We start from the raw sequence: 17,571 nt of genomic DNA on the forward strand, positions 1-17,571 counted from the left end.
TTTATTTTATCTGTTTATTGTTAATCCTCTTCTTATCTAATCAGTGTTACTGTACCTTTTCTCAATGATGTTGTTCCATTATTGAAGGTAATATCAACCATGTACACATAAACCCCGATCGGCTGATTTACTCCTTTGAAAGTTCCATCCCATCCGTTTGCTACATTGTCTGATTGGAATATTAATTGACCCCATTGAGTGTAAATACTCATTTTCGCACTTGATATGGTATTACCGTAGACTAAGAATATATCGTTTTTACCGTCGTTATTTGGTGTAAATGCATTTGGTATATAAACCTGATCTCCAAAAGGATTAGCTGCTTTGCCTGTTGCTGAACCGTTTTGACTGGCTTGGCACTCGATCTGACCTTTAGCCCTTACCAGGATACTTACACTTTGATCTGGTTTCAGGCCTGATACTAAATAAGTTGTTCCGGTTGCCCCATTTGTTGGATTGATCCATGTTAAACCATTGTCTAATGAAACCTGGTATGCAGTAGCACCTGCAACCGCAGCCCATGCAAACGTTACACTATTTGATGTAGTAGTTTGTACAACTACAACTGGTTTATCTAATACCGGCAGTACATTTACTGTAACTCCTGTTCTTGTTGGACTTACACAGCCACCTGCTGCAACCGTTTCTACATAGTAAATTGTAGTAGCACTTAAGTTTGGTGAGGTAAAAGTTATACCTTCTGCCAATACCGCTCCGCCTGAGCTTGCAGCGTACCATCTGTAAACTAATCCAGTTACCGGATTATTTACGGTTAATATAGTTGAGCTTCCTGAGCAAAGTGTTCCATTTGTTGCTGTTACTGATGCTGGCGCAACTGGTACCGGTAACGCGGTTACATTAACTGCTGTTCTAGATGATGATATACAAGCTCCATTTGCTCCTTCAACATAGTAAGTGATGTTCGTATTAACCGAAGGTGTTGTAAAGTTTACACCTGTTCCGGCTAACGTTCCGCCTACTGATGCGGTGTACCAATCGTATGTTACACCTGCTTGAGGGTTGGTAACTGTTAATATAGCCGAGCTCCCTGCACAAACACTTACCGATGACGAAGCCACGGTTGGTACTGTTGGTTTAGCGTTAACAGTAACCGTTACTTTAACACGCCCACTATTGTTGTTACAACCGCCTGTACCGATTGCCAGTATATAGTAATCTGTTGTGGCGGCTAACGCATTAACATTGTAACTTGTACCGGTAAATAATAAGTTACCACCAACCGCTGCGTTGTACCATTCGTAAGTAACACCTGCCTGTGCATTGGTTACGGTTAAGGTTACACCATCACCTGCGCAGATACCTCCATTCGGAGCGGATACCACAGGATTGTTTGGCAATGCATTTACCGTAATGGCTACTGCCCTTGCTGTTGCTGCAGAACTTTCGCACCTGTTATCGCCTTTAATGGTTACATAATAGGTTGTATTTGCAGTTAATACCGGGGTAGTAAATACCGGACCAGTAAACACGACTGTACTTAAAGTAGCATCGCTGTACCAGGTAAATATTGGGTTGGTAACTGTTGTGCTGGTTGCAGCTAATGTTGCTGTTGCATTTGCACAAACCGATGTTGAACCGTTCACTGTAATATCTGTTGCAGTGGCAACCGGATTAACTTTGATGGTTACCGCTACTGCATTAGCAGCAGTATTTTCACATTTATTGGTTCCTTTAACAGTTACATAATAAGTAGTGGTAGTGCTTAATACCGGTGTAGTAAATATAGGTCCGGTAAAAGCCACACTGGTTAGCGAAGCATCGTTGTACCAGGTAAATACCGGATTAGTTACTGTTGTTGAACTGGCATTAATTACTGATGTACCCGATCCACATACGATTGCCAGAGTTGATAAGGTAATATCAGCAGCTGTTGCACCTGCATTTACCGTAACGGTAACCAATTTTGCATTTGCAGCAGAACTTTCACATCTGTTATCACCTTTTACAGTTAGGTAATACTTGGTAGTTGCCGTTAATGCTGGCGTATTGAAAGTAGCACCTGTAAATACCGGCGATGTTAAGGCCGCGTCGCTGTACCAGGTAAATACTGGATTGGTTACGGTTGTTGTGCTGGCTGCCAAACTTGCTGATGAGCCTGCGCAGATATTTGCGTCAGCCGCGGTAACATCCGTTGCCGAAGCTACCGGGTTAACCACAACATTTATAGATTTAGCCGTTGCTACACTGTTTTCGCACTTATTGTCCCCTTTAACCGTTACATAGTAAGTGGTATTGGCGGTTAATGTTGGTGTAGTAAAGACTGCACCAACAAAAGCTACATCAGTTAAGGTAGCGTTAGTGTACCAGGTAAATACCGGATTGGTTACTGTTGTGCTGCTAGCGGTCAATACTGCTGCAGATCCTCCGCAAATATTTGTTGAACCATTTACTATAATATCGGTTGCAACTGCTATCGGGTTAACCTTAATGGTAACAGTGGCTGCATTTGCGGCACTGTTTTCACATTTATTGTTTCCTTTAACCGTTACATAATAAGTAGTGGTAGTGGTTAATACCGGTGTAGTAAATATTGGTCCGGTAAAAGCCACACTGGTTAACGAAGCATCATTGTACCAGGTAAATACCGGGTTAGTTACAGTTGTTGAACTTGCATTGATTACTGCCGTGCCCGATCCACATACGAAGCTTGGTGTTGATAAGGTAATATCTGCAGCTGTTGCAGCCTGGTTCACGTTAACAGTAACTACTTTAGCTGTAATACCTGAGTTTTCACATTTATTATCGCCTTTAACCGTAACATAGTATTTAGTGGTTACAGTTAATGTTGGCGTTACAAAAGAGGCACCCACATAGGCTACCGAAGTTAAGGCAGCATCATTGTACCAGGTAAAGGTTGGGTTGGTTACTGTTGTGGTGCTTGCTACCAAATTAGTACCCGATCCTGAGCAGATGCTTGCATCAGCTGCGGTGATATCCGAAGCAGTTGCCACCGGACTAACAGTGATGGTAATTACTCTTGCAGTACCAGGTGCATTCTCACATTTATTATCACCTTTTACGGTTACATAATAAGTAGTGGTAGCATTTAATGGCGGTGTAGTAAATGTTGCACCAATGAAACTTACATTGGTTAAGGCGGCATCACTATACCAGGTAAATGCCGGATTGGTTACGGTTGTACTTGTTGCACTTAATACTGCCGATGAACCTGCGCAAGCTGTTGTGCTTCCGTTCAGAATAATATCGGTAGTAGTAGCCAATGGATTAACCGTTACGGTTACTGCTTTAGCATCAGCTGCAGCATTTTCGCATTTATTAGTTCCTTTAACACTTACATAATAAGTTGTAGTAGCGGTTAAGCCAGTTACGGTAAAGGTTGGGCCAGTAAATACCACGCTGGTTAAAGAAGCATCGCTGTACCAAGTAAATACCGGTTGAGTTACCGTAGTACTCGAAGCCATCAACATTACGGTAGAACCCGAACAGATTTGGGCATTGCTTACTGCAATATCAGTAGCGGTAGCAAAATCCTTAACGGTTACGGTAACTACCCTAGCGTTGGCTGGTGAATTTTCACATTTGTTATCCCCTTTAACAGTTACATAATAAGTAGTGTTTGCATTAAGTGCAGGTGTAGTAAAGCTAGCACCCACATAAGCTACTGTAGTTAAAGCAGCATTGCTGTACCAGGTAAATACAGGATTGATTACTGTTGTTGTTGAAGCTGACAGGGCAGCTGTAGCTCCTTTACAGATTGATGTAATTCCGTTAATGGCAAGGTCTGAATCAATGGCCGCAGGATTAACTGTAATGGTAATCGATTTTGCAGTAGCCGCTATATTCTCACATTTATTATCACCTTTAACCGTTACATAATAAGTGGTGTTTGCCGTAAGTACCGGAGTAGTGAAGTTAGCACCTGTAAATGCAACGGTGGTTAAAGCTGCATCACTGTACCAGGTAAATATCGGATTGATTACGGTTGTACTTGTTGCATTTAAAGTAACTGAAGCGCCACCGCAAACAGTATTTGTTCCGGCTAAATTGATATCAGATGGGCCTGCAACCGGATTTACCGTAATGGTAACCTCTTTTGCATTACCTGCTGTATTAGCACATTTATTTGTTCCGCTTACAGTAACATAGTATTTAGTTGTTGTGGTAATAGCCGGTGTAGTAAATACCGCACCAACGGAAGCCACCTGTGTTAAGGCCGCATCACTGTACCAGGTAAATACCGGGTTGATTACAGTTGTGCTGGCTGCGGTAAGTACTGTTGTGCCAGAAGCACATAATGAAGTTGTTCCGGTTACCGTTAAATCGGTAGGTAATGCCGATGGATTAACCGTTATTGAAATCCTGGTACGGGTCGAACTTGAACAAGCTGCTCCACTTACGGCCTCTACATAATAATTGTAGGTTCCTGCAGCAAGTATTGTTGGTGTGTTAAAGCTGCTGTTGTTGGTTACCAACATGTTTCCGCCTGTAGCCGCATCGTACCAGTTGTAAGTAATGCCTGCCACTGCCTGTACACTCAAAGTAGCAGATGTACCGATACAAGTTGTCACCGGATTGGTCGTTGACGGAACAGGTGCTACTGCCGGAGGCAATACAGTTACCGTTACTTTGGTACCTGGAGTCTCACAACCGTTCGCTGTTGCGGTTACCGAATAAGTATAAATACCCGCAGTTAAGGCCGGATCAGTTGTGAAAGTTGTTCCATCTTTTCCTGCCTGATAAGTTGTGCCTAAGTACCATTTGTACACTATACCTGCCTGTGGGTTCTGCACACTTAATGTTGCAGATGAACCTTGACAAGCAGTTGCTGTAGCAGAAGCAACTGTTGGTGTAGTAATTACCCTTTGTGCGTAATCTAAATTAACAGAAGTTAATGCACCAAGGAGTCCTGAGTTTAACCTCAATTCTACGCCATCAAATCTGCTGGTTGGTACGAAAGTTAATATGGCAGATGTTCCGCCTGATAATAATTGTAAGTTGATTAATGGGTTGGATACAGATACCGCATCATTATTGCTGGTTGTACCCTGGAAAGTAGTTACCGTTAAATTCGGTAATACTGCTGCTGAAAGTAATGTACCTGGAGTGGTAATTTTCACCCTTAAGGTATCGCCTATATATGATAAACCTGTAAAACCTACCTGGTGATAAACAGATGCACCTAATAAGCCAACAGGAATAACCAGGCTGGATCCTGTATTGATGTCGTTATCAACCGCAAATGTTGGATTATAAACGCCAGCCAATACTGCTACCCCTGTTACTCCGCTTGCCACTGTTGTAGTCGCTGCGCCGCAAGGTGTAACTACCGGATTACCATTAGGTACTACGGTGACAGTTACAGTAGCCCTGCTGGTTGCAGTACATCCACCAGGAATTGTCGCCTCAACATAATAAGTTGTTGTGGCGCTTAATTGAGGCGTTACATACGTTTCGCCAGTATATACCGGAACTGTTCCGTTTGCAGTAGTATACCAGTTAATAGTTGCTCCTGCTGTACCCGAAGTTGCTTTTAATACGGCAACAGCACCCTCACTAATGGTGATTGATGGCGGTGTGATTACCGGAACATCAATGGTTCCAAGCACAATTTTACCCTCCGTTCTTGCTGATGAAGTACCGCAGCTGTTTACTGCAGCTACAAAGTAACTTCTGTCTGCCGTAATTAATGGTGTGGTAAAGTTATCACCAGTAAATAAAACTGCTGTTGAGGTTGCAGTATCGTACCAGTTATAAGTTGTACCTGCAACAGGGTTTTTAACCTGAAAGGTAACAGATGTATTAGGGCAGGTATTAACCGAGGCCGAAAGTAGATCAGGTGTTACCGGAGCAGGATTCGTAGTAACGTTTACTACTGTTTTGTAACTTACACAGCCTGTTGCAGAAACTGCCGCTACGTAGAATTTAGTATCGCCAGTTAAAACAGGGGTAGTAAAGATAATACCGTCTTTACCGCTTAGGTAAGTACCGGTAGCATCGTACCACCTGTAGGTTAAACCCGCCGACGGATTATTCACCTGCAATTGAGCAGTTGAGCCCACACAAGCGGTTACATTAGCAGCCGTTACTGTTGGCGCAACCAAAATACGTTGTGCGTAATTTAAGTTGATCGAAGTTAATGCACCCAATACACCTGAGTTCAATCTTACTTCTACCCCATCAAAAACATTGGTTGGAACAAAAGTGATTAAGGCCTGTGTATTACCGCTTAACAACTGAACATCTAATAAATTATTGTTTAATAATTGCGAATCACCATTGCTGTTTGTTCCAACATAAGTGGTGATGGCCGCATTACCTAATAATGAAAGCGACAATAGTTTCCCTGGAGATGATACCAATACACGTACGGTATCACCTACAGTAGATAGTGACCCAAAACCAACTCTTTGATAAACTGATGCCCCAAGCGCTCCAACTGGCATGACCAATGAAGATGCAGTCTGGGTATCATTATCAATAGCTAAGGCTGGGTTAAACACACCTGATAACAAGGCTACACCAGTAACGCCGTTAACCTGTGTGATTGCTGCCTCGCAAGGGACAGGATTTGGCGATCCGTTACCATCAACAGTAATGGTCACCTGAACGCGGTTTGCCGAAGTACAACCATTGGTAGAGACTGATTCTACATAATAAGTTGTAGTAGCCAACAGCGGAGGTGTAACATAAGTAGCGCCAACATAAACCGGCGTAGTTGAAGTGTTAGAAGTATACCAGTTGAAAGTATTGGTTGGATCAGCAGAAGTTGCTGTTAAAATTGCTGTCTGACCTGCGCTCACAGTTGATGAGCTTGCAGTTACTACAGGTAAAGCCGGACGAGGATTAACCGATACCGCAGCTGCTGCACGTGCAGCACTTGTACAGTTTCCTTGTGATGCTTCTACATAATAGGTAGTTGCAGCTGCCAGTGCCGGAGTTTGGAATACTGAACCGGTAAACACCAAATTACCTGCTGTTGCAGCATCGTACCATTTGTAAGTTACTGCCGGATCAGGATTAGCAACAGATAAAGTTACTGAAGAGCCTTCACAAACATTAGCAATTGTTGCCAATACCGGAGTTGGTAATGCTGGTGTAACGGTTACAGTTACCGGAACTCTTGTTGTGTTTGGACAACCTGCTTTGCTAACCTGTATATAATAAGTTGTAGTAGCAGTTAATGCTGGTGTAGTAAATGTTTCGCCAGTGGCTAATTGTGTGCCACCGGTTGCTGCATCGTACCAGGCTAATGTTGTACCGCCGTTTGCAGTTGCGGTTAAAGTTGCAGTACTGCCGGCACATATTGTCTGCGCACCTGCTGTAACTGTTGGACCAGGATAAATTACAGTTGCACCATAAACATCTAAGCTGGTTAGAACGGTAGCTAATGCACCGAAACTAACCTGTACCCTATCGTAAGCACCACCAGCTGCTACTGTTGCAGCGAAACGGTTACCTGAAAGCAATTGAAGATTTAATAATGATGAGTTTAACTGAACTGTCCTAACAACCGTAGTACCGTTTAATACATTTACAGTAACATTACCCAATGCGGTTAAATCCAATAAGCCACCTGGTAAAGCTAAATCTAAACGGATACTATCGGTAGCTGATCCAACTGAAGGGAAAATCAATTGCTGGTAACCCGAAGCACCCACACCTACTGCAAGAGATATTCTGGTAAAATTAGCAGGATCAGCATCAGTAGAATTTCCTGCACCAGTTATACCGCATAATAAACAGATTCCGTTTATACCAGAATTTTGCGAATTTGCAGCGTTACAGGCAGTACCGCCATTGTTATTTAATACGGTTACAGTTACCGGTACACGGCTTGCACTTTTACAGCCATTTGCATTGGTTGTTTCTACATAATAAGTAGTGGTTGCAGTAAGTATCGGGGTAGTAAATGAAGTACCTGCACCTACCTGTGTACCAGCGGTTGCAGCATCGTACCATTGAATGGTGTTACCTGCATCTGCTGTAGCCAATAAAGTTGTAGACTGACCCGCGTTAATTACCTGGCTGTTTGTTGTAACAGTTGCTGGAGTTGCCGGAGGATTAACTGAAACATTTACAGCAGTTCTAGCACTCACTGCAGTTCCGGATACTGCTTCTACATAATAAACAGTTGGACCAGTTATCGCTGGTGTTACAAACACACCTGTATTATTGGTAACCAATGGTGTATTTCCGGTAGAAGCGTACCAGTTATAAGTTACACCTGCCTGCAGGTTGCTTACGCTTAAACTGGCAGGGCTACCGGCACATACTGTTGCTGCTGCAACCACCGGAGCATTAACAGTTACTGTTAAACTATAAGCTGTTGTTGCTTTATTTCCGTTTGCATCTGTTGCGGTTAACGAAATAGTGAAAGTTCCACCCAATAATGGCGTTCCTGTAATTTCTCTTGTTGTGGTATTAAAGTTTAATCCAGGAGGAAGACCACTTGCCAAATAAGTATATGGTGCTGTTCCGCCAGTTACCGCTGGCAAAGTTTGCGTTGGGTAAGATGCACCTACAATACCGTTTGGTAAAGTAGCACCTGGTAATGTTAATACACCTATTATTTTAATTGCATAAGTGTTACTTGCTGTTCTGCCCTCACTATCCGTAGCGGTAACACCAATCGAATAATTTCCGGCCTGTGTAGGCGTTCCAGAAACTTCTCTCGTTGCTGGATTAAACGTTAACCCTGCTGGAACATAGCTTGCTACATAAGTATATGGGCCAACGCCTCCGGTTGCCGATGGCAGGGTTTGCGTGGCATAAACTGTTCCTTCTGTTCCATCAGGCAAAGTAGCTGCTGGTAACAACAAAGGATTAACCACTGTAATAGTATAATTATTGGTTGCTGTTTTTCCATCAGCATCGGTAACCGTTACCGGCACCGTGAAAGTTCCTGACTGTGTAGGGGTTCCTTTAATTTCTCTTGTAGCCGGATCGAAGGTTAATCCCGGAGGAAGACCGGTTGCAGCATAAGTATAAGGAGTTGATCCGCCAGTGGCAGAAGGAATAGTTTGCGTAGGATAAACTGTTCCGGTTGTTCCATTAGCCAAAGTTGCTGCCGGTAAAACCAAAGGATCGGTTACTTTAAGCGTATAGTTAGCGGTAATGGTATTGCCATTGGCATCAGTTACCGTAACCGGTATAGTATAGGTCCCAATCTGCGTTGGTGTACCAGTAATTTCTCTTGTTGCCGGGTTAAAGGTTAATCCCGGAGGAAGACCAGTAGCCGAATAAGTGTAAGGGCCTGTTCCGCCTGTTGCAGCCGGAATTCCATTTGTAGTATAGGTTGTGCCTGTTACGCCGTTTGGTAATGCTCCAGGAGCCAAGGCCAATGCTGGTGTTACAGCTAAAGTAAATGTTGCTGTTGTACTACAACCTTTTGTATCAGTTGCTACTACATCGAATGTTGGATTACCAGTTGCAGTTGGTGTTCCACTAACCAGGCCACTTGATGATAAAGTTAAACCAGCTGGTAAGGTACTACCTGCAGCTAAGGTATAAGTATAACCTGGTGTTCCGCCAGAAGCTACAGGAAGTTGCTTACTGTATGGAGAGGCAATTGTTGCATTGTTTAAAGTTAATCCTGCAAATACAATTGCAGGATTAACGGTAATAACCACCGGAACCCTTGTTGTATTTGAACAAGTTCCTTTAGTTACCTGAACATAATAAGTAGTGTTTGTTGTTAATGCAGGAGTAGTAAAGTTTGCTCCGGTACCCACCTGGTTCCCACCTGTCGGCGCATCAAACCAGGCTAAAGTAGTACCACCATTCGCAGTTGCACTTAATGTTGCAGTGCTGCCTGAACAGATAGATTGCGTGCCGGCAATAAATGTTGGGTTAGGATAAACTACACTTGCTCCATAAATATCTAAGCTGGTTAAAGCGGAAACCAGTGCACCAAAGCTTACCTGAACCCTGTCATAAACGCCACCAGCTAAAACAGTTGCTGCAAAACGATTGCCTGATAAAAGTTGAAGACTTAATAATGCACCGTTTAATTGTACTGTTCTTACAACCGTATTACCATTTAATACCGTAACGGTTACATTATTTAAAAGACCAACATCGGCTAAACCAGTTGGTAAAGCCAGATCTAAACGGATGCTATCTGTAGCAACACCTGAAGATGGGAAAATTAATTGTTGATAACCTGTTGCTGTAACACCTACCGCAAGAGAAATTCTGGTGAAGTTGTTTGTATTAGCATCAGTGGAGTTACCTGCACCATTTATAGCGCATAATAAACAGATGCCATTAATACCAGTATTCTGACTATTTGCCGCGTTGCAAGCTGTTGCGCCTCCACCATTAATTACAGTTACAGTTACCGGAACGCGGCTTGCACTTTTACAGCCATTACTACTTGTGGTTTCTATATAATAAGTTTTGGTTGCAGTTAAAGCTGGTGTAGTGAACGAAGTTCCTGTTCCAACCTGTGTTCCTGCTGATGGAGCATCAAACCAGGCAATGGTATTTCCAGCATCAGCAATCGCGGTTAAAGTTGTCGTTTGTCCGGAATTGATAACCTGGTTATTAGTGGTAACTGTGGCTAAAGTTGCCGGTGGGTTAACTGAAACCGTAACCGATGTCCTCGAACTGACTGCTGTTCCGGAAACGGCTTCTACATAGAATACAGTTGCCGAACTTACTGCAGGCGTTACAAAAGTACCGTTATTGCCAGTTACTAATGGGGTACTTCCAGTAGAGGCATACCAGTTATACGTTACGCCAGTTTGAAGATTGCTTACAGTTAAAGTAGCCGTGTTTCCAGCACAAACTGTTGCAGAAGCTACAACCGGATCATTTACTGTTACAGCTAATGCATAAGTAGTAGTAGCTTTATTATTGTTTGCATCGGTAGCCGTTACAGAAATAGTATAATTACCACCTTGAGTTGGTGTTCCGGTAATTTCTCTCGTAATTGGGTTAAACGATAATCCCGGAGGAAGACCAGTTGCCGCATAAGTATATGGACCAACACCGCCGGTTACCGCTGGTAAAGTTTGTGGCAGATAAGAATTACCCACAATACCATTGGGTAAAGTTTTTGTTGGTAAAGTTAAGGTACCATTTACTTTAATTGGGTAATTATTGCTGGCTGTTTTACCCTGGCTATCGGTTACAGTTAAACCAATTGTATAATTACCTGCCTGTGTTGGCGTACCAGTAATTTCTCTTGTAGCAGGATTAAATGATAATCCCGCAGGAACACCGGTAGCTACATAAGAATAAGGACCAACACCACCAGTTGCAGCTGGTAAAGTTTGTGTAGCATAAACTGTTCCTTCAGTTCCATCTGGCAAGGTTGCCGCAGATAAAACCAATGGGTTATTTATCGTAATGCTATAATTAGTGCTTACTGTTTTTCCATCAGCGTCTGTTACAGTAACTGGTATGGTATAAGTACCTATAGTTGTTGGTGTACCTGTAATGGCTCTGGTAGATGGATTAAAAGTTAAACCTGGAGGAAGACCTGTTGCCGAATAAGTATAAGGTGTAGTTCCTCCGGTTGCACCCGGAATAATCTGTGTAGTATAAACCGTTCCTGTAGTGCCATCAGCTAATGTTGCTGTAGGTAACAATAAAGGATCAGTAATTTTTACGGTATAGTTGGAAGTAATGGTATTACCGTTTGCATCAACAACCGTAACTGGTATCGTATATATTCCAGGTTGGGTTGGTGTGCCGGTAATTTCTCTTGTTGTTGGATTAAAAGTTAAGCCCGGAGGAACACCTGTTGCAGTATAGGTATACGGTCCTGTTCCACCAGTAGCAACTGGTATAGTCTGTGTTGGATAAACAGTTCCGGTTAAACCATCAGGCAATGCACCTGGTGTAAGTATCAATGCTGCAGTAACCGTTAAATTATAAGTTGCAGTTGCTTTACAGCCTTTTGCATCAGTTGCAACTACAGAAAAAGTGTAAGTATTAGCAACAGTAGGTGTTCCGGTAATTGCACCGGCTGATGATAAACTTAATCCTGCTGGCAATGTATTTCCTGCAGCCAAAGCATAAGTATATCCAGCTGTTCCGCCTGTAGCTATATCTAATTGTTTGGCGTAGGCAAAACCTGGCGTGGCATTTGGTAATGTCGCCCCATTAAAAACAATCTGTGGATTTACTGTAATTACAACAGGTATTCTTGCCGATTCGGCCGTACAGCCAACTCTTCTGGCAGCAACATAATAAGTTTTAGTAGCTGTTAATACTGGTGTAGTAAAGGTACCATTAAAAGCAACTGTTTGTAATGCTGTTCCTCCTTCTATTGCTTCATACCATCTTAATTCGTTGGTGTTTGGAGTAGTAGCGTTTAAAGCAACTGTAGAATTATAACATGCATCAATTGCTGTACTTGCTGGCGTAGGCCTGCCTGCAGAGCGAATTACGCCATAAACATTGATGGTTTGAGTAAGGTTTAGCGCAAGTACAGATCCCAGTGTAACCTTCACTCTGTCGTACACTACATTTGCACCTGGAGAAAAAGGTATCGATACTGGCTGTCCACTATTCAGTAAACCTAATAAGTCTAGATTTAATAAACTTGACGCTGAACCAGTGTAAACCTGGGTAGCACCATTATATGCAGTTATAGAAATGTTTTGTAAAAGCCCTGCCGTTAATAATGCAGGGGAAGCACTAAGTCGCAGGTTAATATCATCACCTGGATTTGATGCTGTTGCAAAATAGAAATTTTGGCTAATGGATGATCCCACACCAAGTACCCCTAAACTAAGTTGAGAAAAATTATTTGGATCTGAATCTATTGCCCTTTCACTATTTGTTACACCAGAACTGCCCAGCTGTAAAGCATCAAGTGTAATACCGGTTCCTTCATAACCTGTAGCAAATGCCTGTGCACAAGGATCAGTACCTGAAGTATAAAAAGAATAATAAACCTTTGTACTATTGGCTACTGAAACCAAAAGTGCATTGGTTACATCTTTTATAAATACCCTATCATAAGCCTGTGTAGGGGTTATTGCGATATAAAAGAAACCATTTGCATCTTTTACTAAACGCAGATTATCTGAAGAAAATCCATTAATACTGTTACCGCCGTTTGGGGGAACTGCAGAAGCACCGTTTCTGGCCCCCACCTGGAATGAATGGTTTCCAAGAACTACTGTTCCGCCTACATTAGCCAGTAAGGTACCCAAACTCCCCCCTAATAACCTGTTCAGTACATCGCCATCAAAATCTATTCTGATATAAGATGTTATTCCCGCAGCTACAGCAGCCGGATATTTTAATTCCAGCTCGCCACTATAAGCGCCAATACCAATAGCTATTCCGCCATAAGAATTAACTGAAGCAAACGTGTTGTCGTTTAAAGTTGCATTTAATGCATTATCCACTCTGCTCTGAGCAGATACAGTATTTGCAAAAATTTTAGTTTGTGCATACGATTTGGCAGAGAAGAGCGTTAATAGAACGATGACTGCAACACAAGTATTGCGGATTATCCCTATTCGGGATGAGAAAGTACGGGTTTTCATCATGTCAGGCGTTATTTTGGAAGACTTACTATGTACTAATACTACAGTTTGGTAATGTTTTTCAAGGGGCATTATATTACTATGACAAATCTAAATCTAGAATAGGTACCTATTCTATCCATTACTATTCATTTTTATCTTGTTGCATTTCATTCATTTTATTCATACAGGGCTTTCTTAACGAATAGATTTCTTCAATTGTGAAATTATGATGACATTAGCAATAAGTCATCCCATATAATTAATGAACGCTAACGACCTCCTTATCGAACTCCGGAAGTTTGTCCTTTTAAAATCTGGTTTGAGAAATATCGACCCAGCTCACTGTAAGATTATTTCTGAATACGTATATCAGGAAACCAAAAACTACGTAAGTGAAACGACGATCAAACGATTCTTTGGCTTTGCAAACACATTACATAAATTCTCCCTATTTACTTTAAATAGCCTTTCGCAATATATAGGCTATAACGATTGGGACTCATTTTGTACAGATAAGAAAAATCAAACTACCTCCGTTCAAAGTATCTGGCAGGATTTAAAGTTAAAAGCACATGCCATTACAGAAGTATCGTTAATCGCTAAAAAAAATAATTCAGGTGTTCCATTTAATGCTACTGCGAACAGAAGTTTTTTGTATCCTGACTTTGATTATTTCTTCAAAAACAATTACCAGTTTACAACCGTAAGTGCCCAACCAGGTCAGGGGAAATCGATACTGCTTGCACACATGGTAGAGTATTTTTTCTTTTCAGAAAATGCCCTTTATAAAAACGACATTGTTTTATTGGTTAACTCTACCAGTATCAATACTATTATCCAAAGTGGAGATACCTTACAGGAGTGGTTTTTAAAGGAATTTAAATTTGGAAGCCTTAGTGAGTTAATCAGTTTTTTCAAAAAAAATCCCGAAAAGAGAGATGGCCGTTTTATTATTATCGTTGATGGTATTGATGGACATTTAGCCAGAAGTCATTATTTTAAAACATTTATCGACTTCTTATACAGCATAGAAGAAAACAATTTTGTTAAACTCATATTTGGATTGCGAACTGACAGCTGGATTAATCTTCAGCCGGCCATTTATGGTTCTGCATCTTTAACTAAAGCCTGGTATATGGGCTTATTTTATGATGAGGAAACCCTAAGTAATGTACCATCGTTAAATGCTGAGGAGGTACTCTATACCTTAAGCCATATAGAAAATAGAATTATCAACAGGGCAGACGTAAGTTTGTCCCTGTTAACACAGTTTAAAACACCATTCTGGTTACAGGTTTATTTCAAGCTCAAAGATGAGCACCAGCACATTGAGCTGAATAACCCCTTGTTATGTTATGAATTAATTAGTTATTTTTTAGAGAGGCGCGTATTTATGGCCAAAAAAAGCACCGAAAAAATATTTCTTCTCAAAAAAATAAGCGATTCCATTTCAGAAGGAAATAAGAAATTAAGGGTTTCTAAAGAAAAAATTCTGAGTTACATCAATTGTTATCCCGATGCATACGAAGAACTTATAAATGCTGGGATTATCATCGAGGAAAAAAGGTTAAGTACCACCATTCCAACAGAAATTGTCCGCTTTTTAAACGATGATATTTATACCTATTTCCTATTTATACAGATTACCGATAAATTTGAATATAAACCAAGTAAACCATTTTTCGAGCACATCCTAAACAGTTTCCCTGGTCAAAACTCCCAGAGAGATCATATCCTTAACTGGTCGATCAGATTTTCTATTAACCGTAACGAAATTGCTGCTTTAAAAAATATTTTCAGGTTGCCATTTTCAAACTATGAAAAAAACAGTGCTCTTGATTTTATTTGTTATGTATCGAAATACGAACTTAGCAAACCCAATTCGAACTTCAACAAGCTGAGCATTGGTATCGATTTTATAGACATTATGGCTACAGGACGAACCATGAGCAACCTCTACAAAGAAACGATCAAAACCATATCGGAAAATGTACTGAATGAAGACATCCAGATTATGCTGCATGTAATAGAATGCAACGTTAATCTTATTGATGTAGATAAAATAGCTTTAGCCAATACCATGCAGCTGTTAAAGAGAAATTATAAGAGATTAAACGAATTGTTTCCAATTAACCCTTATGATTTAATCCTTTATTTTTATAATAACCTGATTAATAAACCTAACGAGAGCAAAAGCCTTGAAGAAAAAATTATAAAACTTTGCCAGGAGATAGATCAAAGTAAACCAATGAGAAACGAAGAGATTACCTCTGCCGAAATACTCACCTACCGACTGGTATTGATTGCCTTATTTTCTCAGAAAAATTATGCAGAATGCCACCGTTTTATTATGGCCATACTGAGTAAATATCCCAATATTTTTTACGTAAGGCATTCGGTATTTTCTCCTTTTTTATTGCTTCATTTAGGGCAAACCTACATCAAACTCAACTATTTTAAAAAAGCGCAGCGCATTATGCAATTCGTAGATAAAATCATCAGCAGCGATTATACCTATCATACAAATTTTATATTGGCCAGCTTTAATGTTTTTAAAGCCAACTTTTACAACGCCACGCATCATTACGAACAAGCACTTATAGAAACTAATATTGGTTTGGATATTACCAGAAAGAATAATTTTAAGATGTTAGAAATAACCTTACTATTAAGTAAGATCGATACCCTAAAACATACCGAAGAATCAGAAGAGGTATCAAGCGTTATTAAAGAACTGTTAAACTTTTTAACGGCTCATAAACTCTCTATGCCAGATTATTCTAACCTAAGCAGTCATGAGTTCGAACATACATTTAAGATTTTAAAATCTTATCGCAAGCACCAAAACCTATAAAGAGGCCTTCTTCTCCAAAAAACACAAGCCTCTCATTTCTTAATAAAAAAATTTTCGGGTTTGGAGCGCAAGCCTTGTACAAAACACTGAGTTTCTTCCCGTTTTTTGCGTTTACGCTTCGCTTCCCCTAACTCGTTGCTGCAAGATACAACCTGGGCTAAAGGCGCTAAAACAGTTTTTTCATTTTTGAGGCTTTAGGGTGTACAAACCCTTGTGCCTAAATCTGACAGCAGCGAAAATACTTTTTGTTGCAGCAACCCTTAATATGCTGTGGCACAAAAAAAATAGAAGTGAATAGCGGGACTGCAAAATGCCAGGAACTACTACACCTTCATTTCCTGATCATAAAAACATGGTTATTTAAAGAGGTTCTCATTTAATCAAATTGTAAAGTTCATCCAGTTTTGGAGAAAGCACGATCTCTATCCTTCTGTTTTTGCTTCTCCCATCTGCATTTGCGTTTGTACCCAAGGGCTGAAATTCACCTTTACCAGTAGCCGTCATCCTTACACTTTCTACCTTTTCGTTCTCTGTTAAATAGCGTACAACAGAAGTGGCCCTCAGCACACTTAAATCCCAGTTATCTTTAATCTGCCCCAGATTATTTATTTTCTGATTATCGGTATGGCCCTCCACTGCAATGTTAATTTCAGGCTGCTGTTTTAATACATTAGCCAATTGCGTTAAAGCCTGTTTACCTTTTTCATCAATGATGATACTTCCTGAGGGGAATAAGAGTTTATCGGTTAAAGAAACATACACCTTACCATTTTTAATTTCGACAGTTAAACCGCTTTTGGTAAAGCCCAATAGGGCCTGCTGTAGTTTTTCTTTGAGTGAGTTGGTGGCTTCATCACGTTTGCGCAACACCTCTTCCACTTCCTTTAAACGTTTCTCGCGGGCAGCTAAATCGCCCGATAGCTTGGTAATCTCACTTGAAGAATTGTTTTTAAGTTTCTTATAGTTTGCATCAATGGTATTGTAATTACTTTGCAAATCGCGAAGCTCTTCAGCCATTAAAGTCGTATCTTTTTTCAACTTTGCTACTTCTTTTTCAAGATTTTCTATTTTAATTAAACCTTCATTAAATGCGGTATAAAGTGAGTCTTTGGTTCCCAATAAAGCTTTATACTTTTTTGGAGATAATACCACACATGAAGTTAAGGAAGAAAAAAAGAGGAGAACAGCAAAGGCAACAAAGATATTTTTCATGTTTAAAGTTTCAAGAGTTTAGTATTAGGGTTG

The 17,571-nt window shown here is 40.7% G+C and carries 3 protein-coding genes; 1 reads left to right on the forward strand and 2 read right to left on the reverse strand.

The window, feature by feature from the left end; all coding sequences use genetic code 11:
- Positions 1–32: 32 nt before the first annotated feature.
- On the reverse strand, positions 33–13,493 hold the full coding sequence (locus FFJ24_RS18250; RefSeq protein ID WP_168202504.1) for a putative Ig domain-containing protein: 13,461 nt from the start codon (positions 13,491–13,493) through the stop codon (positions 33–35).
- Between the two features lie 241 nt (positions 13,494–13,734).
- On the opposite strand from FFJ24_RS18250, the gene FFJ24_RS18255 reads away from it, so the two are divergent.
- A complete protein-coding gene (locus tag FFJ24_RS18255) occupies positions 13,735–16,326 on the forward strand; it encodes a tol-pal system YbgF family protein (RefSeq protein ID WP_138818582.1) in 2,592 nt (863 codons plus the stop codon).
- 372 nt (positions 16,327–16,698) lie between these two features.
- Here the strand turns inward: FFJ24_RS18255 and FFJ24_RS18260 are convergent, their stop codons facing one another.
- On the reverse strand, positions 16,699–17,538 hold the full coding sequence (locus FFJ24_RS18260; protein WP_138818584.1) for an OmpA family protein: 840 nt from the start codon (positions 17,536–17,538) through the stop codon (positions 16,699–16,701).
- Between the last annotated feature and the right edge of the window lie 33 nt (positions 17,539–17,571).

The organism is Pedobacter sp. KBS0701, from assembly GCF_005938645.2.
Classification (GTDB): domain Bacteria; phylum Bacteroidota; class Bacteroidia; order Sphingobacteriales; family Sphingobacteriaceae; genus Pedobacter.